The 21,606-nt window shown below is 43.5% G+C and carries 15 protein-coding genes; 2 read left to right on the top strand and 13 right to left on the bottom strand.

The features are described 5' to 3' along the window. Positions 1–107 precede the first annotated feature (107 nt). Positions 108–587, bottom strand: a complete 480-nt coding sequence (locus QL982_RS11475; RefSeq protein WP_290163102.1) for a BLUF domain-containing protein — start codon at positions 585–587, stop codon at positions 108–110. 589 nt (positions 588–1,176) lie between these two features. Here QL982_RS11475 and QL982_RS11470 point away from each other — a divergent pair. Further along, positions 1,177–2,007: a Cof-type HAD-IIB family hydrolase gene (locus tag QL982_RS11470; protein WP_290163104.1), complete on the top strand. Its 831-nt coding sequence runs from the start codon at positions 1,177–1,179 to the stop codon at positions 2,005–2,007. Positions 2,008–2,219: 212 nt separating this feature from the next. On the opposite strand, the gene QL982_RS11465 is transcribed toward QL982_RS11470, so the two are convergent. Beyond that, complete coding sequence (locus QL982_RS11465) at positions 2,220–3,026, bottom strand: 3-oxoacyl-ACP reductase (protein ID WP_290163106.1); 807 nt, start codon at positions 3,024–3,026, stop codon at positions 2,220–2,222. 315 nt (positions 3,027–3,341) lie between these two features. Here QL982_RS11465 and QL982_RS11460 point away from each other — a divergent pair, with 315 nt between their 5' ends. Then, positions 3,342–4,475 (top strand): extracellular solute-binding protein, encoded by a 1,134-nt coding sequence (locus tag QL982_RS11460; RefSeq protein ID WP_290163108.1) that lies wholly within the window; start codon positions 3,342–3,344, stop codon positions 4,473–4,475. Between the two features lie 81 nt (positions 4,476–4,556). On the opposite strand, the gene QL982_RS11455 is transcribed toward QL982_RS11460, so the two are convergent. The 11 genes from QL982_RS11455 to pilM all read right to left on the bottom strand — a co-directional run bounded on the left by QL982_RS11455 (position 4,557) and on the right by pilM (position 21,543). Continuing rightward, complete coding sequence (locus QL982_RS11455; protein WP_290163110.1) at positions 4,557–5,768, bottom strand: FUSC family protein; 1,212 nt, start codon at positions 5,766–5,768, stop codon at positions 4,557–4,559. Between the two features lie 297 nt (positions 5,769–6,065). Beyond that, entirely contained in the window at positions 6,066–7,487 is a 1,422-nt protein-coding gene (locus QL982_RS11450) for a glutamate synthase subunit beta (RefSeq protein ID WP_290190331.1), read from the bottom strand. Between the two features lie 233 nt (positions 7,488–7,720). Next, a complete protein-coding gene (gene gltB, locus QL982_RS11445) occupies positions 7,721–12,184 on the bottom strand; it encodes a glutamate synthase large subunit (protein ID WP_290163114.1) in 4,464 nt (1,487 codons plus the stop codon). An 895-nt stretch (positions 12,185–13,079) separates the two neighbouring features. Next, on the bottom strand, positions 13,080–14,156 hold the full coding sequence (locus QL982_RS11440; RefSeq protein ID WP_290190330.1) for a hypothetical protein: 1,077 nt from the start codon (positions 14,154–14,156) through the stop codon (positions 13,080–13,082). A 130-nt stretch (positions 14,157–14,286) separates the two neighbouring features. Continuing rightward, the gene (gene aroB, locus QL982_RS11435) at positions 14,287–15,396 is read right to left on the bottom strand and encodes a 3-dehydroquinate synthase (protein WP_290163118.1); all 1,110 of its coding nucleotides are present in this window, start codon (positions 15,394–15,396) and stop codon (positions 14,287–14,289) included. A 60-nt stretch (positions 15,397–15,456) separates the two neighbouring features. Beyond that, positions 15,457–16,020, bottom strand: coding sequence for a shikimate kinase AroK (gene aroK / locus QL982_RS11430; protein WP_290163119.1), 564 nt, complete (start codon positions 16,018–16,020; stop codon positions 15,457–15,459). A 204-nt stretch (positions 16,021–16,224) separates the two neighbouring features. After that, positions 16,225–18,564, bottom strand: a complete 2,340-nt coding sequence (gene pilQ / locus QL982_RS11425; protein ID WP_290163121.1) for a type IV pilus secretin PilQ — start codon at positions 18,562–18,564, stop codon at positions 16,225–16,227. A gap of 27 nt (positions 18,565–18,591) precedes the next feature. Beyond that, a complete protein-coding gene (locus tag QL982_RS11420) occupies positions 18,592–19,125 on the bottom strand; it encodes a pilus assembly protein PilP (RefSeq protein ID WP_290163123.1) in 534 nt (177 codons plus the stop codon). After that, a complete protein-coding gene (pilO, locus tag QL982_RS11415) occupies positions 19,125–19,844 on the bottom strand; it encodes a type 4a pilus biogenesis protein PilO (RefSeq protein WP_290163125.1) in 720 nt (239 codons plus the stop codon). Before pilO ends, QL982_RS11420 begins: the two co-directional genes overlap by 1 nt. Next, a complete protein-coding gene (locus QL982_RS11410; protein ID WP_290163127.1) occupies positions 19,841–20,488 on the bottom strand; it encodes a PilN domain-containing protein in 648 nt (215 codons plus the stop codon). The genes pilO and QL982_RS11410 overlap by 4 nt, the downstream gene beginning before the upstream one ends. Continuing rightward, a complete protein-coding gene (gene pilM / locus QL982_RS11405) occupies positions 20,488–21,543 on the bottom strand; it encodes a type IV pilus assembly protein PilM (RefSeq protein WP_290163129.1) in 1,056 nt (351 codons plus the stop codon). Before pilM ends, QL982_RS11410 begins: the two co-directional genes overlap by 1 nt. Positions 21,544–21,606 lie beyond the last annotated feature (63 nt).

Below are 21,606 nucleotides of genomic sequence, written 5' to 3'. Positions count from 1 at the left end.
GGATGGAAAACGACTTATCTAAACTGTTTTATGATATTTGTCCAAAACATAACTCTTTTGTAGTGCATTGACTATAGTCGATTCTAAATAAAACAGACACTACTCGTTTAAAACTTATTGGATTCATCATCTTCAAAGATTGCTGTTAAAAAGCTTTCGATCTGAGTACTTTTCATTAAATAGGGGTTATAGTCAGAACCTGCTGAGAAGCTTTTTAGGGTGTATGCTTCATCCTCAGCGCTTGAGGTTAGATGTTTGACTAAAAACCCATTCCATTGACGTGATTCTATTTCCTCTATATTAACGATATTAGGGAAAATGGTTGAATGCTCGTCAAGTATCTTTTCTAAAGCCGTATTGATAGCAGGCCTTGTCCCTTGAAAACTTTGAACGAAATAACCTTCACTAATGACTAACGCTGAAACTATATTGTTTTCTTCAAAGTATCTTCGCCAATACTCAAGTGCACGAGTCAGCTCAATTCCCGAATCTAGATCGACATTTTTGGCGATATATGTCATGTTGATAAGAATATGCTCACCATGGCTTTTCTTATTCTCTGAAGTTTGACTTGTCGTGATGTGCATAAAAAATCTATTTATATAATATGTATATAAATTAATATACACTTTCTTATAAAGTAGAATCAATAAAACTCTCGGGAGTTAACCAATTTGTTATCATTTATTACCTTAGAGCAACACTACAAAAATTGACACAATCAGTGTGATACAGTTGATTCTAAATAAAACAGATACATCCTAATAGTCAAAAATTATCATCTGTACTTATCGATAACCCATTTTCAATTCGAAAACAGAAATCACCCAGTCCTTTTTAGCAATCAAATATGGCGAGTGTCACTTATGGACATCAACCAATATTTTGTCCAATCGCTAAAAAACACCTTTTACCGATACTGGTAATTTGCTTTCACCAAAAAGCCGCCTATACACATGTATAGACGGCTTTTTTACGCTCGCGCCTCTACGCTGATAGCTTCTTGCGATAATGCAAACTTCACGACAATATATTTACATTTACGAATATTTTGATATACGATGAAAATCTGATTTGCAGCACCATAGATTACGCTATAGGTATTTATCTCTTTGGGTGTGTTGTAGTAGTATCTGAATCATCAATCTCTAAATGACTAAAAATAATAGGATCATCATGTTTATCGAAGATAAGATTGCCAAAGAAAGTGTGACTACTAAGATCTCAACACCCAAAATCATTTTTTTTGACATCGATGATACCTTGAGCCGCAATGGCATCATCGCTGAACACAACAAAACAACCCTTGAGCAGCTTGCCGAGACTGATATCAAACTGGTGATTTCGACTGGGCGTTCCAAAGCCATATTGCCAGATGACATCCTAGCATTGCTAGATGCGGATATATTGGATGCTATTATTTGCATGAATGGACAGTATAGTTTTGATAAAAACGGCTTAATCAGCCACTACCCTTTATCTGCTGAACAAACGGACAAAATTGCGAAACTGTGCCTAAAAAGCGATTTTATCCATAAGTTTGACTCAGCGACTCATATCGCTTGGTCAGGTGAAAACGAGCGTTTGCGTGAGTTCAATGCCATCACACCCAACTCTATCGTTAACCCTGAATACTACAAGTCAAATACCGTGTATCAATGCTCTGTTTTCTTTAATAATCAAGAAGACAAAATGCAAGACGTCGATTTTGCACAGTATGATTTAAAGCTGGTACATTGGCATCAGATTGGTGCAGATATATTACCAGCAGAGGCATCAAAAGCTCGCGGTATCAAAGATGTATGCGAGTACTATGCGGTAGATGCCAGCGAATGCATGGCATTTGGTGATGGTATGAATGACTTAGAAATGTTTGATTTGGTTGGGTTTGCCATAGCGATGGGAGATGCACAGCCTGCGCTGATAGAACGTGCTGATTTCGTTACTGGGACAATTGAAGAATATGGCATACAGATGGTACTTGATCAGTTGAAAACAGCATCATAAGAATATCTATGTCAATACAACCATTAAAGTTCATCTAAGCATGTAAAAAAAGCCCTTACTAACCGGTTAGTAAGGGCTTTTTATTATGGTCTAATTTTATATAAACGTTTCAACTGGAAACTGTAGCGGTGATAATTCCAATACCTTGTCGAGTATTCATTTCATTCTTTCTACAAATCCAATAGAACGTAAGGCGTCAGTTAAGACCTCAATTAAGGCATGGTCAAGCCACCATCGACAGCGATGGATTGTCCAGTGATAGCGGCACTCAGATCAGAGGCCATTAGCAGTACGGAATTAGCAAAGTCAGCTACTGAGGTCGCTTGACGTAATGGTGTCGTCGTTGCAATAGAATCAAATACCTCTTCTGTCGTCAGGCTACTTGCATCAGTCATCTTTAACAGTCCGCCTGCCAGCAGATTGACTCGGATACCATACTGCCCCAATTCAGACGCCAAGTTACGCGTCAGCCCAATTAGTGCAGACTTAGCAGTGGTATAGTCGTAATAAGTAACCACTGGATTGTAGACAAGGTTGGTTGAGATATTGATAATCTTGCCCATTTTCTGCGCTTTCATTTGCGGCAATACCGCTTGCACCGTGTTGACTGCACCCTTAACGATGCCATCCATCTGTTGAGAGAAGTGCGCCCAGTTAACCGTTTCTATACTGGTGTAATCTGCACTAGGATTGAACTGGTAACTCGGTAAGGCATTATTGACCAATATATCAATCGTACCGAAGTGCTCAATCACTGCCGCTGCCATTGCTTGCATTTGGATTGCGTCAGTCACATCCCCTTGAGAAGCAAAAGCTTGCCCGCCTGTGGCTTTAATGTCAGCCACTACCGCTTCGGCGGCGTCTTTACTATTTAGGTAATTGACACACACATTGGCCCCTGCTGCTGCCATCTGTTTGGCGATTTGTGCGCCAAGACCACGACTAGCACCTGTGACAATAGCAACTTTGTCTTTGAGAAGCATTGGAATCGCTGCACCTACTGAGTGGCTCTGAGTCATGAAGTTAAATCCTTTATTATTATGTAGCGCGCCATGAGAAGAGGTTTTATGGCACAGTCATTACAAATCCGCACTTATCATAGCATGATTATATACCGTCATTAAGCTGAGCAAACCTAACCTTATATCTCGTATCAAGCCTCTATTATTGACGGAAAATCAGCACTTCATCACAGCGACTCGCATCGATTGCCTTAATTGCCCTTTAAATCACTGAAACAAATAGCCATAATAGTGTAACTATCTATATTAAGTAGCATTTATCAATCGGTACTTTTCACTGATTGGCATCATTCTTTGTTTAGGAGAGATATTTTGACCCGTTCATCACCCCGTTCGTCAGCGAGCATGTCGGCTCATATTGGCCGTATCGTACCAAAAGCACTATTGACCATGGCTGTCGGGTTTGCACTTGCTAGCTGTAGCAACTCTGACAATGCCGCTGCTGATGGCAGTGCCACTGCGAGCAATGAGACGCTGAATCTGTATAACTGGTCAGAGTATATGCCGCAAGAAATTCTTGATGGTTTTGAAGAAGAGACTGGCATCTCAGTTAATTACACCACATTTGACTCTAACGAAGCGATGTATGCCAAGCTCAAACTATTGGATGATTCTAGTCAGTATGACTTAGCGATTCCATCGACGTATTATGTCGAAAAAATGGCGAAAGAAGGCCTACTACAAGAGCTAGACAAATCTAAACTGAGCAATTTCAAAAACCTTGATACCTCATTTACCAATACCAAAGTCGATCCTGACAACAAATACTCTATCCCTTATATGTGGGGCAGCACTGGTCTAGCCATTAACGGTGACAGTGTCGATCCGAAAACTGTCAATAGCTGGAATGACCTATGGGATCCTAAGTATAAAGGTCAGGTGATGCTGACCAATGACGTGCGTGAAGTATTCGGTATGGCACTGCTGACTCTTGGCTACTCAGGCAATAGTAGCAATCCTGACGAAATCAAAGCCGCTTACGATAAGCTCACCACGTTGATGCCAAACGTCAAAACTTTTAACTCTGATGCGACACGTATGCCGTATATTGAAGGTGAAACTGCGCTTGGTATGACATGGAATGGCGAAGCGGTAATCGCCAATGATGAAGGGCTAACCAGCTTGGTTTATAAATATCCTAGCGAAGGCGCAATCTTATGGATGGACAACTTTGTCATTCCAAAAAACGCCAAGCAAGTTGATGCAGCACACAAATTCATCGACTACCTATTGCGTCCTGAAAACTCGAAAATCGTTAGCGAAGAGATTGGTTATGCCTCACCAAATATTGCAGCACGTGAAATGATGCCAGATGATGTGAAGAACAACCCTACCATTTACCCTTCTAAAGAGGTATTGGCCAAAGCTGAGTTCCAAGAAGATGTGGGCGACGAAGCATTGCAAGTGTATCAACAGTACTGGGATAAGCTAAAAACTGGCCGTTAATAGTGTTGATTTAGCATTTTAAAAGAAAGCATACTTTTGAAAATAAAAACGCTGATCCTAAATGATCAGCGTTTTTTTGCGTTATAAATGCAAATCCGTCTCGCCGCCTTGCTCTTTTATTCGGCGTTGCTCTCGGCGTTGATAACCCAGACCAGATGCAGCGAACCATTGCGGTTTGGTGGCTTGCAACAAATCACTTAATTGTTGCAGCTGTGTTTGCAACGTTTGGGTCAACCAAAAATACCCTTGCCACTCAAATGCTAGATGCTGTACGCTCGGGTACTCTGAGACGGCGATACGAGTAATGGGTCGAAACATTTCATCGCTTGGACTACGTAATACCGCTGCCATATGCTGCATGGCTTGGGTCAGTTCATGCTGATAATGTATCAATAGGATATGATTTTCTTCATCAATTTCGATATTCGCCAAGCGTGGTGCGGCACTTAATAATAAATCAATCGTTCCGATAATATTACGATGGGTACGTTGAATGGTCTCCAGCGTTGTCTTGTTAATGCCTGACTCACTGGCAGTCGCCGCGATATGCGGGCGAACGGCTAGCAGACGCTTATTAATCTGTTGTAACGCGGTGACCAACGCTCTATCAACAGGCACTTCCTCAACAGAGAACGCTACTGGGTTTAACTTTTGCACAGCATCGTCCACCACTCCCTCTGCCGTATCAATATGACGACCCACGCCAGCGTAGAGACTGCTGCACGCGTCGAGATTACCGCTTAACAAAAACCGCCACATCAAGGTTGATTTCAGCGGTAAAATCAACGTCACAGCGACCGCAACGCCTGTCCCCAGCAAGATATTTAGGACACGGTAAATACCATCATGACCAATGCTATTTTTACCCAAATCGGAGACAATCATCAGCATAGTTATGCCTGTCAGTAGCCCTGTGTAGCCAAGCTTTCTAACCGCCAAATAACCGATAATGCCACTGAGTAGACCGATGAGCGCATAATCCACCCATAGCCACGCGCCTGCATGTTGATTGAACCACAACACCCAAAGAGCAATGCCAATACCCAATAGTGTACCAAGCACGCGCTCTTTCGCCTTGGTATAGATAGCGCCTTGATACTGTAATAATCCCAAAATAATAAACACAGTGATGGTCGTCCATTCTCCATGCGGAAAATTGGTGACCTCATTGATTAATAAGGCGAATATCACAGCCATGCCCAAGCGGATGGCATGTAAAACGTCCGCATGTTGATAGCGAACATAGGGCTCAATAAATGGAGCAGTAATACGCTGGTAAAGGGTTGGTTTCACGCAAGGCTACTCTTTTTGGTGGATAAATAAAATAAATGATATAGTCAGAGAAGTCTAAAATAGGTACAAGGCTGCCGACTGCAGATTGTACAAATAGTACATCTAGGGAGAGTAACGCCGTATCTGTTTAGTAGTTCTCTGACTATAGATAATAAAAGCACAGGTTACTCATAAACAGGCTATCAGTCGAGCCTCTATTTATAAAGTAACAATTAAAAAACGCCTTTTGCCCATAAAAGGACAAAAGACGTTTAAGGTAAAACCTGCGTATCAATCGCTGGGTTTAGACGAATCTCATTATACTTCTAAGAAATCCAATATACCTTCCGCAGCTTCACGGCCTTCCCAAATAGCGGTCACGACTAGGTCAGAACCGCGCACCATATCGCCACCCGCAAATATTTTAGGATTGTTGGTTTGGAATTTAAAGGTTTGCTTTTCTGCTGCCAATACTCGACCCGAGCTGTCCATCGCCACCTGCTGAGACTCAAACCAATCAGCAGGGCTCGGTCTAAAGCCGAACGCCATAATAACTGCATCACAGGGGATGATCTCTTCAGAATTCGGAATGGGCTCAGGACGTTGACGACCACGATTGTCTGGTGCGCCCAAATGAGTCGTGACCACTTTTACCCCGTTCACATTGCCATTTAGGCCAATGATTTCAGTAGGCTGGCGGTTGAATAAAAATTCAACGCCTTCCTCGCGAGCATTGACCACTTCACGGCGTGAGCCTGGCATATTTTCTTCATCACGGCGATAGGCACAGACCACTTGCTCTGCGCCTTGACGAATACTGGTGCGATTACAGTCCATCGCTGTATCTCCACCACCTAATACCACCACTCTTTTACCTTTGAAGTCGATATACTCTTCGGCATCTTTTTCCCAATCGTTACAACGGTTCACATTGGCGATCAGGTAGTCTAGCGCATCATAGACGCCTGTCAGCTCTTCACCAGCAAAGCCGCCGCGCATATAGGTGTAAATACCCATACCCATAAATACCGCGTCATAGTCAGCCAATAGCTCATCGATAGTGACGTCTGTGCCAATCTCTGTCTCTAAGCGAAATTCGATACCCATGTCTTCAAAGATGACACGGCGGTTGCGCATGACGTCTTTTTCCATTTTGAACTCAGGAATACCAAAGGTCAGTAAGCCACCAATCTCAGGACGCTTATCAAAGACAACTGGCTTGACACCATTTCTGACCAAAATATCTGCGCAACCCAGACCTGCTGGCCCTGCACCAATGATAGCGACTTTTTTATCTGTCCAAACGACTTCAGACATATCTGGGCGCCAGCCAAGGGCAAACGCGGTATCGTTGATATATTTTTCAACATTACCAATGGTCACTGCGCCAAAACCATCGTTCAAGGTACAAGCGCCTTCGCACAGACGATCTTGTGGGCAGACACGTCCGCAAACTTCAGGCAAGGTATTGGTACGGTGGCACAATTCAGCCGCCTGAAAAATCTGCCCTTCTGTGGCCAGCTTTAGCCAGTTAGGGATATAGTTATGTACTGGACATTTCCATTCACAGTACGGGTTACCACATTCAAGACATCGATGCGCTTGCTGTGCAAGCGCTTCATTTTCGAAAGGTTTATAAATTTCAACAAACTCTGTTGAACGCGTTGCAATGTCTTTTTTGGTTGGATCAAATCTTGGTACATCTAAAAACTGGAAGTTATTTTCTAAGCGTTTTGCCATGATGCTATCTCTTTTATATAAGGCTCTTTTGCAGTGGGCGGTGACAGTCAACGATGTCATGTTTATTTAGACATTAAGACCTATAGGTTGCTACTGTCACTTACCTGCTGAAAACCTGTGAGTTAAAACGTCTCTAAAAACGGAACGCTGGCTACCCTAATTAAAGTAACTGTCAATTAATTAATACGATCTATTAATACAATCAATTAATAGGATCAACAGTTACGTAGCGGCTATTGTGGGTCGGCCATGGTAGTTTTGAGAAGGCTTGCAATATTCGCCGCTTTTGGCTTCACCAAATAGAATTTACGAACATAGTGCTCAAAGTCTTCCAGTATCGTCTGACTCCATACGCTGCCTGTTTTATCTACATGAGCTTCAATCACTTGTTGCAAGTGGATGCGATGCTCTTCTGTTTGCTCGCTCGAAATACGGTTCAGATCGATCAATTCATGGTTGCAACGATCAAAGAAATCACCTTCCATATCGAGCACATAAGCAAAACCACCCGTCATACCAGCACCGAAGTTAAGACCCGTACGTCCAAGAATAGTGATGATACCGCCCGTCATATATTCACAGCAATGGTCGCCTGTGCCTTCAATGACCGCATGTGCGCCAGAGTTACGAACACCAAAACGCTCACCTGCAGTACCAGCAGCGTATAACTTGCCGCCCGTTGCACCATATAGGCAAGTGTTACCAATAATGGCGGTTTCTTGTGCGATAAAGCTTGAATCTTTCGGTGGATAAATAACAATCTCACCGCCTGCCATACCTTTACCGACATAATCATTGGCATCGCCTTGAAGCTCGATGTTTAAGCCGCCAGCATTCCACACGCCTAAACTTTGCCCTGCTGTACCCGTCAGACGAAGCTTAATTGGCATATCACTCATACCAAGGTTGCCCCAGACTTGCGCAATCTCACCTGAGATACGAGCACCGATAGATCGGTCACAGTTACCAACGAAATAGCTATAATCGCCGCCTGACCCTTGACGAATATTCACGAGCATATCGCTAATCATTTGCTCAGCGAGCAAGCCTTTATCAAAAGGCTCGTTACGCTCCACTTGACAGGTTTGGGCTTTGCCCACACTGGCTGGGTGACTAAACAGTAATGGTGTTAAGTCAAGATGGCGCTGCTTGTCCGTATTACCTTCTAGAATATTCAGCAAGTCAGTACGACCGACCAGCTCTTCCATGCTACGAACACCTAGCGCTGCTAACCACTCACGCGTTTCGGTCGCCACAAACTTAAAGAAGTTAATCAGCATTTCTGCTTCGCCGATGAAGTGCTCATCGCGCAGTTTGGCTTTTTGAGTAGCAACCCCTGTTGGACAGTTGTTTAAATGACAGATACGAAGGTATTTACAACCAACCGCAATCATCGGTGTAGTACCAAAACCAAAGCTTTCAGCACCAAGAATGGCGGCTTTTACCACATCCAGTCCTGTTTTCAAACCACCATCAGTCTGGACACGTACTTTGTCACGCAATCCATTCACTCGTAGCGACTGATGGGTCTCAGCCAAGCCTAGCTCCCATGGCGAGCCTGCATGATGGATCGACGATAGCGGAGACGCTGCCGTACCCCCATCATAGCCTGAGATAGTAATCAAATCGGCATAGGCTTTTGCGACACCTGTGGCGATCGTACCAACCCCTGGGCGCGAGACCAATTTAACGGATACCAACGCATCTGGATTGACTTGTTTCAAATCAAAAATCAGCTGCGCCAAATCTTCGATAGAATAAATATCATGATGCGGTGGCGGTGAAATCAAGGTGACGCCTGGCACTGAATAACGCAAACGTGCAATCAGCGCGTTCACTTTACCGCCAGGTAGCTGACCACCCTCGCCCGGCTTGGCACCTTGCGCGACTTTGATCTGCATCACTTCCGCAGAACGTAAATACGCAGGGGTAACGCCAAAACGACCAGAGGCAACTTGTTTAATCTTTGAGTTACGCAGCGTACCGTAACGCGTAGGATCTTCACCGCCCTCACCAGAGTTTGAACGCCCGCCAATGGTGTTCATAGCCATCGCAATTGCTTCATGGGCTTCAGGTGATAGTGCGCCTAGCGACATACCCGCTGAGTCAAAACGCGTCAGAATTTCTGAGATATCTTCGACGTCATTGACATCGATACGGTTGTCAGTTTTTAGCTGCAATAAGTCACGCAAAGTGGCGACTGGACGGCTATTGACCAAATCTGCATAGCGACGGTAATTCTCATAGTCACCAGTGCGTACCGCGGTATGCAGGCTGTTAATCACATCAGGGTTAAAGGCATGATACTCTTTGTTGAAGACAAACTTGAGCAGACCACCTTGATCCAGTGGGGCCCGACGCTTGAAGGCATTGGCAGCCAATTGGGCTTGGTCGGCAGCGAGATCTGCAAAAGTAGCGCCTTTGATACGGCTCTGTACGCCTTTGAAACATAGATTCACCACGTCTTCTGACAGCCCAACCGCTTCAAATAATTGTGCGCCGCGATAAGAAACAATGGTAGAGATACCCATTTTTGATAAGATTTTTAGCAGACCTTTATCTAAGCCTTTACGGAAATTAATACGGGCTTGAATAGGATCACCAAGCAACTCACCAGTAGCCACCAAGTCATCGATGACATCATAAGCCAAGTACGGATAAACACAGGTCGCCCCAAAGCCAATCAATACCGCTATTTGATGCGAGTCACGAGCCAGACCCGTCTCAATCACCAAATTGGCATCGGTACGAATACCTTGCCCAATCAGATAATGATGCACGGCACCCGTGACCATGATGGCATTGGCGGGGACTTTGTCGGCATCGATATCTTTGTCAGATAAGACAATCAATGTATTACCCGAGCGAATGTTGTCTGCCACCTGTTCACAGATAGCGACGATAGCATCAGATAGGTCTAAAGTACGGTCATAGTTTAGATCAATGCGAGCCATTTTGAACGCTGGATCATCCAAAGTTTCAAGCTGCTGCATTTTGCTGGCTGACAATACTGGCGATGACAAAATAATACGGTGCGCGTCTCTCGCTGATGGCGCAAATACGTTGGTTTCAGCGCCTAGGCAAGTCTGCAATGACATCACGATAGATTCGCGTAACGGGTCGATTGGTGGATTGGTCACCTGTGCAAATTGCTGGCGGAAAAAGTCACCGACATGGCGAATTTGCTGTGACAGTACAGCCATCGGCGTATCATCACCCATTGAGCCGACTGGCTCTTGACCATTTTCAGCGTTAGGGCGAATGATTTCTGTACGCTCTTCATTGGTGATGTGATACATCTTTTGTAGCGCTTTTAGCTTATCACCGCGACAAGCTTGCGTTGCTAATGTCTCTTCTAGGCGCTCATCATCACGGACACGCGTCGCTTCTTCACGCAACCATTTGCGATATGGATGAGCCGTTTTCAGTAAAGTTGCAATGGCCGTCGTATCTAGAATTTGACCCGTCAACGTATCAATGACCAGCATTTGACCAGGTCCGACACGACCTTTTGCCAACACATCTTGTGGCGCGTAATCCCAAACACCTACTTCTGATGCAACAGTGATATAGCCGTTCTTAGTGGTTACCCAACGTGATGGGCGCAGACCGTTTCTATCGAGCATACAGACCGCATAGCGTCCATCTTGAATCACCAGACCTGCTGGGCCATCCCACGCTTCCATATGTTGTGAATAAAACTCATAAAACGCCCGCAAATCCATGTCCATGCTATCAACGTTTTGCCACGCTGGGGGTACCAAAATAGACATCGCATGGAACAGGTTCATCCCGCCAGACATAAGCACTTCAAGCATGTTATCCAAGCTTGATGAATCGGAGCCCGTACTATTGACAAGTGGTGTCAGTTCACTCAAGTTAGGTAATTTGTCTGACTTTAATTTTGGCGTACGTGCTTTCGACCAGTTACGGTTACCTGTAATGGTATTCAGCTCACCATTGTGAGCGAGATAACGGAACGGCTGTGCCAATGGCCAGCGCGGTAACGTGTTGGTTGAAAAACGTTGATGGAATACCACGATATGTGATGCCAAACGCTCATCTTGTAAATCCAAGAAAAACGCTGGCAAATCCGAAGGCATCACCAAGCCTTTATAAATAATAGTCTGGCAACTCAATGAGCACACATAAAACAGTTCATCTTCCGTCAAGCGCTGCTCTGCTTTTTTGCGTGCAACAAACAGCTTACGGTTAAAATCATCCGCCGCCAAATCATCTGGCGCATTGACGAATATTTGCTGAAAATCTGGTAATGTCTCGCGGCCAATCTCACCCACAATACTCAAGTCAAGTGGTACATCACGCCAGCCAACCACTTCTAATCCTTGAGCCGTAATCTCATCGCTTAATACTTGCTGGCTATGCTTGGCTTTATCGCTATCTAAATTAACGAACACCATACCGACAGCAAAGTTGTCCGTAATAGCCAATTGCTGCTCTTCAGCGATCTGTTTAAAGAAATCGGTAGGCGTTGCCAGCAGCAAGCCACAACCATCACCAGTTCTACCATCAGCAGCGACACCGCCGCGGTGTGTCATACAACTTAAACTATGAATGGCCGTTTTTACCAAATCATGGCTCGCTTGGCCCTCAATATGGGCAATCAGGCCAAAACCGCAATTATCAGAAAAATCATCTGGCGTGGCCAGGTGTGTTTGTGAGGAAATCATTGACATAGCTTGTCCTTTTAAGTAGACGGGCAACTTACATTTCCAATGCGGAGTATAAGCTGGTAACCGTAAGCAGAACGGGCTGATAGTGGATATTCGTATATTCGAATGAGCAAATAGTGCAATGCTCGGTAGACATCATACTTTAAGAGAAAGAAAAACCCTTGACCCTCCTGGTCATTAGTTGATGTCTTGACATGTGGTTCATGTATCAAAAGACAGTAAGCAGCAGCCCTTGGCAACGGGTTAATCTACGCCCTTAAATGCCAGTTACTTAATCAGTGATATCTTATGCCATTCTGTTGAGCATCATATGTTATATCGTCATGTCTAGCATTTAGAGCCAGAAATACAATGACTTAATAACCGTGCAGCTGTTTATCTTGAATATCTGACGCCCTGTATTCAAGCACTTTGTTTACCCTAAAAAGAGTGACAATAAGAGAGGTTGCGTCACTTACGATGACCTTGTTATAAATGGTAAGTAACCGCGCTTGAGACAATAACATTTAGTGAATAACGCTAAAAACTGCGCAAAAACCACTAAATAGTTGTTAAATAACATTTTTTACGATAACTATACAGAACGTCGCCCACAGTTATATTAGTTAATGATTGTTGAAAAATCTAGTCTTTTCTATCGATTCATCAGCCATAATTTGTAAGAGTACTTATTACTATTGGTTATAGGACGATTACTCTTACTATCAAAATTTTGATATAAACCACTCATAAACGACTTAGCAAGCCGCATTCATCATACTCAACGATATCAAAATATCGCTTTCTACAACCATAAAATCAGCGTACACAATGAAAAAAACCCACTAGCAAGGGAGCTAGTGGGCTAGTGCGTGCCATCAATCTGAACAGCAAGCTAGATAAAACCTAAGCGTAAAAGTTAGTTGCTCTTATCTTCTATTAGCGCCTTCATACTATCATTATTATTCTTAGCAGGAGTGGGGTTAGCATTCTTACCAGTAGCATTTGAGCTGTTATTCGCACCGCTGCCAGCTGGTGGTTTAGGCGTTGGGACCACTGGTGGTTTTTTCACAGTGTTTTCATTGCCTGATAGGGCTGGTTTTTTATTATCTTGTTCAGGCTTACTCACACTGTCTTCGTTTTTAAGCGTCGTAACTGAGGGTTCTTGCTCTTCATCACCAACAATACGCTCTTCAGTGACTGACAAAGTGGCAGACGTATCGGCTGACTGCCGGATACTTTCATTACCTCTATTGCTGTCAGCTTTTTGACCGCCGTTATCGGTATTGTCATCATCGCTAGCTTTTGGTGCTTTCTGGCGGACGGGCACTTCACGCTTAGTCGGTTCTAAATCGACAGCACGTGTGCGTTTTGCACTCAAATCTTTGATCGGATCGGGACGTGCATAGTTATCAATGATGCCGACATAACGATTGATCTCTTCTGGCAACACGCGCACATTTGTAGGTAACTTAAAGTCTATGAGCTTTGCGGCCCCTACTGCTTCTTGCGGGCTACTCATGATGCCATAAGTCAGCATATAGCGAACTTGTTTTTCATCATCAAGATAACGAAAATAAGCAAATTTATCGCGGTCTTTACGCCCTTCTAGATAATTGACAATCACATCGTTTTCAACGACATTCATCACCTGCACAGTCCATTTGCCTTTATTAGCCAGCAAATAACGTTTGTCTTTGAACTCGGCCGGATAATTGCGCAAATCACGAACCATCATCTCAAAACTGATAGGCTGTACGTCGGTATCAAGCTCGTGTAACGACTCAACTTTTAAGGGTTGCTCGAATTCATCACTGAGCATCTGTGGTGCCGATATTGGTGCGTTCTCAATTTTGGTGCCCCTTGTTGGCGTTTGACTAAACATCCAGACTAACGCTGTGACCACTCCTAATAACAGGGTCACTATTAGCCAAATCAATGCTTGACGCCTGTATGATTGACTAGCAGTATGTGTCGTTGGTTTTGATGTTGCCATGAGACTGTCCTTGGTAAACACATATTTAAGAGCATTACATAAATGCTTATTCAAACAGAGGTACGGCTAACCATTCGGCTATGAGTACTAGATTTCAGTATGAGTATGTGAACGATAAAATTTTGAGATATTATGCGCTATGTTTTGATAAGATTTCAGACAATAGCTGATCATCAAATTCATTGGTCAACACAGCATCTCCGATTGATTTTAACAAAATCAGGCGGATTTGTCCGTGTTTCACTTTTTTATCGTGCCCCATTAGATTTAAAGCAGTGGTTACATCAATAGCTGGCGGTATGACGGGTAAGTTTGCCAATACTAAAACGCGCTTGATACGTGCGACTTCATCACCGCTCAACCAGCCGATTTTTTGGGATAACTCAGCAGCTTGTACCATACCAGCAGCCACCGCTTCACCATGTAACCAATTGCCATAGCCTTCATTGGTTTCAATCACATGGCCAAAAGTATGACCAAAGTTTAATAACGCACGCACACCCGACTCTCTTTCATCCTGTGCCACCACATCAGCCTTGTACTGACAACAGCGCTTCACCGCTTCACCAAGCACAGCCAAATCTAATGCCATCATCGCAGGCAAATGCACTTCAAGCCAATCTAAAAATGCAGCATCCATAATAAGCGCATATTTAATGATTTCAGCGATTCCAGCCGATAGCTCACGCGGAGGTAAGGTTTTGAGCGTGCTCATGTCAGCCAGCACCATTTGCGGCTGCCAAAACGCGCCAATCATGTTTTTACCTTGAGGGTGATTGATACCTGTTTTGCCACCAACACTAGAATCTACTTGTGATAATAGCGTGGTGGGTATTTGAATAAAGTTCACGCCGCGCATAAAACTGGCAGCTGCAAAGCCCGTCATATCACCAATCACACCACCGCCAAGTGCAATAAGCGTGACGTCACGATTAAAGTGCTCTGCCATTAATGCATCATAAATTCGATCAATACTGGCCTGATTCTTATATTGTTCACCATCTGGTAGTACGCACACCTTTACCGTAAACTGCTCTGCTAGCTCATTTTCTAATGCTGGTAAATACAAAGGTGCCACAGTGTCATTGGTGACAATCAAAATTTGACGACCACTAATATAAGGCGCAATTTGCTTCGCCATGCTGCTATGTTCAGTGGTAGATTGCTCAGTGATGACAATGGGATAATCATGACTTTTCGTATGAACTGTTAGGCCATCATGAAACGGTAGCGTTACCATGAGATACTCCTGAGGCATTTTTGGTTAGGTAAAATTAACTGAATAGCTGTCATCTGTCTATTATTTGTCTTTTTGCTGCACTGATGATATGGCATTGCCGTCGAAGAATGATTCCAGCTGTTGCATTAATTGATTGACCATATGACGTGGGTACGTATGGCCAGTAGGCATGATAATATGCGCAACTTGGCGATATAGTGGGTCGCGGGCACTGTACAAATCTTGCAATATTTTTCTAGGATTAGGCTGCTGTAGTAATGGTCGAGACTTGTCTTTTGCAGTACGGGCCAGTTGTACATCGACTGGTGCATTAAGATAAACCACAATACCTCGCTGGTTTAGAAACTCTCGGTTTTCAGCACACATGATTGCGCCGCCACCGGTTGCCAATACGATTTGAGAATTTTGGGTCAGTTCATCAATGGCACGCGTTTCACGTTCACGGAAGCCTGCTTCACCTTCTTTGGCGAATATCCAAGCAATATCAGCACCCGTTTGCGATTCAATATACCAATCACTGTCTACAAAAGTGCGACCCAACTGCTTGGCAAGCAGTTTACCGATTGTCGTTTTCCCTGCTCCCATCGGGCCCACTAAAAACACCGACGGTAATTCCTGCACCATAATACTTACTCAGCTAAATTAGGTATGATACAACGTCATTGTTATTCTGGCTAGTAATGAGCCATGATTATTGTCAGTAATATTTAGAGTATGTCACCCATTAATACCTACCTATAGAACACAATTTTAGAGACGCTAAATTTACGCATAAAAAAAGCAAGCCATATTGCTTGCTTTTTTAACAACTAACCAACGAATTAATGATTAATTCAAACGACTAGTGCCATCATTAATCAATTTTGGCGTCACAAAAATAAGTAGCTCTTCTTTTGAGTTACTGCGCACATCTTTGCGGAAAGCACGACCGATGTAAGGCAAGTCACCTAAGAACGGTACTTTATCTACGCCGTTGGTAGTACGATTTTTGAAAACACCACCCAACACAACCGTTTGACCATCTTCAATGATAACATTGGTTGAGATAGAATCTTCAGAGATCGCTACCTGATTATTGATAATAGTCGGTGTGCCGTTGGTGATGACCAATTGCAAACCAATTTTACCATCAGGGGTAATGTTTGGTGTCGCCTCCAAACTCAATGCGGCCTCTTTAAAGCTGGTCGTCGTTGCACCACTGGCTGATGCTTCCTGATAAGGAATCTGTGTACCAGAAGATACTTTCGCCGTTTGCTTGTCTGCTGTCAAAATCTTCGGTGTAGAAATAACTTCACCGCGGTTGTCTGCTTGCAGTGCTGACAGCTCAAGATCAAGCATCACGTCTGACATACTGAGCAAGCCAAATGCAATACTACCAGCTGGATTAGACACACCCAAGTCAACGTTTAAGTTATCAGGACGGCTAATGTCGTATGAAGGATAAGAAACGGTTTGGCCATTGACTGTCGTCGTTTCTACATCAAAGTCTTTTAAATCCCATAGTGTTTGATTGCTACCACCCACTAAAAGATTACGATTGTTGGCTGCACCGTTTGACAAGATACCCCAACGAACCCCGATCTCTTTACTAAAGCTGTCAGTTGCACTCACGATACGCGCTTCAATCATCACCTGACGGACTGGAATATCAATTTTGCTGATTAATTTATGAATGTTTTCGATACTATCAGCCACGTCTTTGATGATTAACGTGTTGGTGCGATCATCTACCGTTACCGTACCACGATTGGACAACAAGCTATCATTATCATTAGCATTTGTATTACTGCCGCCTGATGATCCACCACTACCTTGTGAAATCAATGTCAAAACATCTGGGGCTTTGGCGTAGCTCAAACGAATGTATTCAGTGCGTAATGGTGCATAAGATTCAACCACTTGCTGTGATTCAAGCTCTTTCGCTTCTTGTTCAGCCAGTTCGGTAGAAGGCGCGACCAAAATCACATTGCCATTTTCGCGCTTGCCTAGATTTTTACTTTTCAGGATAATATCAAGTGCTTGATCCCAAGGAACATTGATCAGGCGTAGCGTAATATTACCAGACACTGAATCACTAGCAACGATATTCATCTCTGTAAACTGCGCTAAAATATCTAAAACGCTACGAATTTCAACGTCTTGGAACTCCATAGATAGCGGTTCGCCACTATATACTCTTTCTTCAAGCGTTGGCTCACGTAATAACGCAGGTTTACTGATACCAATATTTAGCTGATTGCCTGATTGGTAGGCTTGATACTCATAATCATCCGTCATGTTGATAGTGATAACACCATTTTGACCTTGGTTTTTGGTATCAATACTACTAACAAGACCACTATTAATATTCAAACGGCGTAATAAGTTTCTCGGGACAGTGCTACCAGTTAAGCGTATAACAAGCTTGTTACCTTGGCGTTGTACATCAACTGGTATCGCTTCATTAGTAAGTGCGACACTCACATTACCGCCACCATCGTTACCTGCTGAGAAGTTGACGGCGCTGAGTCCATCATAGCTATACTGCTTACTAACTTGTGACGCAGCGAGTTGTGGATTCAATAGTGGGTTTACTTTTACCACCATCGTATCGGCTGGTACGTCATTCTTCGCTACTGCTTTACTGGTGGTACGTACAGGTACGACAGTGCTCTCAACGAGTGGCGTGACAATTGCGGTAGTCGTCATGCCATTACTATTATTAAGCACATCTTGAATCGGATCACTGGTAATGACTGGGCGATTAGGGTCTGTAATTGTCAGTAACAAATCATTACCATCAATCGCGGTCGTATAACTGCCTGACTTTTTTAGACCAACAATAAGTCGCGTGGTACTGTCACTATTGAGCGTCGTGACATCATTGATCACACCAACATTATATTCATTAAAGCGACTGGCAAGACCATTTTGCACCTGTTCGAAGTCCAATACTAAACGGCTAGGATCATCGAGTTGATAGGCCTCAGGCAATACTGGTAAGCCCTCAAACCCCAAGCGCATTTGCGTCACCGCTGGTGCAGTCTGTACTACAGAGACATTATTAATGCGCTGTGCAGCATGAGCTCCTTGGCTCATAGTGACCATACTGACCGCCAATGCTGAAATGGCAAAAGCAGAAGGAACGCGGTTGCTCATCATAATTACCTTGTTATTGCGTACTGTCATTATTTATTCCTCAAAAAATCTGCCGACTTAGCTTATAGGGGATACCAGCGACTGGGGTTTTTCAACGAACCCTGCGCGGCTATCTGGCACAATTTCAATCAAGTTAATCTGGGTCGGCGTGATTTCAACAATACGGCCGTCATTTATTCCAAGATAATCACCTACTTTAACACTGGCCACCGAACCATCAGGACGTTGTATTAATGCATATCGCTGACCTTCAGGCGAAATCACCACACCTCGAAAGACCAATTGCGACAGTTCGTACTGCTCAAGTGGCTCTTTTATTCTGTTGATGTCTGGGCGTACACCATCAATAGAAGTCGTAGGACCTTGCACATTAACCAAGCTTGGTGGTAAAAACGGACTTCGCTGTGCACTGGCACTATAGACAAAATCTTCTACCAATTCAGCCTTGGGCGGCGGATCAATGGGCTGTGCAGGCTGCTTACGTATATCAGTCATCGCTTGCTCTGCCATGCCTATTCGGTCACTACAACCAGTCATAGATAAAACAGCGACACCTAAAGCCAATAGTATTGGCAATCTTTGGGTACTCATTAGTTGCCTCCTGCATTTGCATCAGTAGCGACGGCTGTATCACCTTCAGGATCCGATTCTTTAGAGCGATACGTTTTGGTTTGCAAGACTAAATTAAGCTCTGGCAAAACATCCAATGTCGGCTTCGGATTACTGACTTCAAAGTCATGCATGGTAATAATACGAGGTAATGCTGCCAGACCACTGATAAAGCTACCGAACTGATGATATTCACCCAATGCAGCAATACGGATAGGTTGCTCAATAAAGAATTCGTTTTCAATTTCAGGCTCTACTGAAATATCCTGGAAGCGGATATTACTACCTACGCCTGTCATGTTTATCCCTTCTACCAGTTCTGATACCCGCGTATCCTTGGGTAACTGATCTAATAAAGTCTTGAATTCTGCTTCCATTTGAACAACTTGTGCTTTATACGCTTCTAAATGACGTGCGCGAGATTCTTTCTCACGATAGCTATCCAGTAAGGTTTTTTGCTGACTATCAGCAGCATTGATTTCATCGATTTTGCTACTGATCGGTAGCGCCCATGATAAAGCGGCTATAAAAATAACAATAAGACCAATCACTGTAATTTTAACTGGGAGTGGCCAACTGCCGTAGTTTTCTGAATCTAGTGACTCAAAACTGCGACGAAATTCATTTAAATCGAATTGCTTTTTTGGTTTTAAAGCAGTCTTTTTGGTTTTAGAGAGACTCTTTTTGCGGACAAGCTTCATAACTCTCCTCCCAGACCAGTATCAGCATCAGTAGGTGTTTCTGATTGTACTTTAGTTGTCACTACGAACTGTACATAGCTATCTTCAGGGTATATAGCACGTGGCTGTTCACCCGTCGTCACCGTCTGATTAAGAGCTGGCGCAGCTTCATAAGCGTTAATATTCTGTTGAATATTGCTCACTGCTGAATTGTCCATCCACTTGCTATTATCAAGATTACGAATCAAGCTTGACACAATATTTGGATTATCAGCTAAACCTGTTAAGGTTAAAGTGTCACCTTCACGCTTGAGGTTATTTAGATAAAGCGCTGGCGGCATGGCCTTAGCAAGATCATCCCATAAGCGTACTGGTACAGGACGTTTACCCTGCAAATCTTGAATAACCTGCATGCGAGAAATAATATCTTCACGGCGTTGCTCTAAACTGTCAATTTCAGTCAATACAGTATCCAAGCGCGTGTTTTCTTGTTCGATCAATGCATTAGCATCAAGCTGTTCAGCAAGCGCATTATTAAAATAGCTCCATGAAGCAAATGCGGCCAATAAAGTGAGCAACGTAACGGCAACTACCAAAGTGATAAATTCTTTGTTGCGACGTTCGCGCTCTTCTTTTCGCCAAGGTAAAAGGTTAATACGAGCCATCAGTCAAAGCTCCTTAACGCAAGACCGCATGCAGCCATTAAGCTTGGTGCATCAACGGCCAATTGCTCATTGTCAATATTTGGTGCAATAGTCATGTTCGTAAAAGGATTGGCAACACTGACAGTAACACCCAGTTTTTGTTGTGCCATACCAGCGAGTCCTGCAATAGAGCTACTGCCCCCTGCAAGGATCACATGATCGATACTGCTATATTGGCTTGATGAGAAATAGAACTGTAAGGAACGAGTTATTTGCTGAATAGTATTTTCTATAAAGGGGGTCAACACCTCAGGATAATAATCATCAGGCAAGGTACGTTCACGTTTACTAATGGCAGCTTCTTCTGCTGATAAGCCATAACGATTTTGTATAGCCTCAGTCAGTTGTACGCCACCAAATAACTGCTCACGGCTATAAATAAACTCACCATTTTTAGCAACGTATAGTGTGGTTTGATTGTGACCTATATCTACCAAAGCTACCAGTTCTGGCGTATTTGGTAAACTACCTGCCATCAATCCAAAAGCACGCTCGATTGCATGTGACTCGATATCCATGACTTTTGTTTGCATACCACCAAACGCCAAAGCATCGACACGCTGATCGACATTTTCTGAACGAGAAGCAGCAAGCAACACTTGCACCATACCTTCACTAACTAAAGATGGCCCCAATACCTCAAAGTCTAAATTGACATCCTCTAATGGATAAGGCACGTATTGATCAGCATCTAAACGTATTTGAGCGTCACGCTCAACATCGCTGAGCGTGGTGTCCATATCAATGATTTTGGTAATGACTGCAGAGCCTGAAACGGCTGTTGCAGCATTGCTATTCGATACTTGGCAACGTTTTACCAAGCTCGCTATAATATTGCCAACGGCTTCTGTATCAACTAAAATTTTATCGACCACGATACCTTCCGGTAGTCTTTCGATACCATAAGATTTTAGGTGAAACATGCCTTGCTGGCGCTGTATGTCAACCAACTTTACTGAGGTGGCACAAACATCCACACCAATCAAATGTCGACTTTTGGAAGTAAATAGCCTCACAAACTCTATACCTTATATTAAGTGTACAATCTGATAGTTATTTGTAATAATTGAATACAATAC

The sequence above is a fragment of the Psychrobacter sp. 5A.1 genome (genome assembly GCF_030407455.1).
In the GTDB taxonomy this organism is placed as follows: Bacteria; Pseudomonadota; Gammaproteobacteria; order Pseudomonadales; family Moraxellaceae; genus Psychrobacter.
Note: the sequence above shows the minus strand (reverse complement) of the source record. Positions and strands in the feature narration are given on the sequence as shown.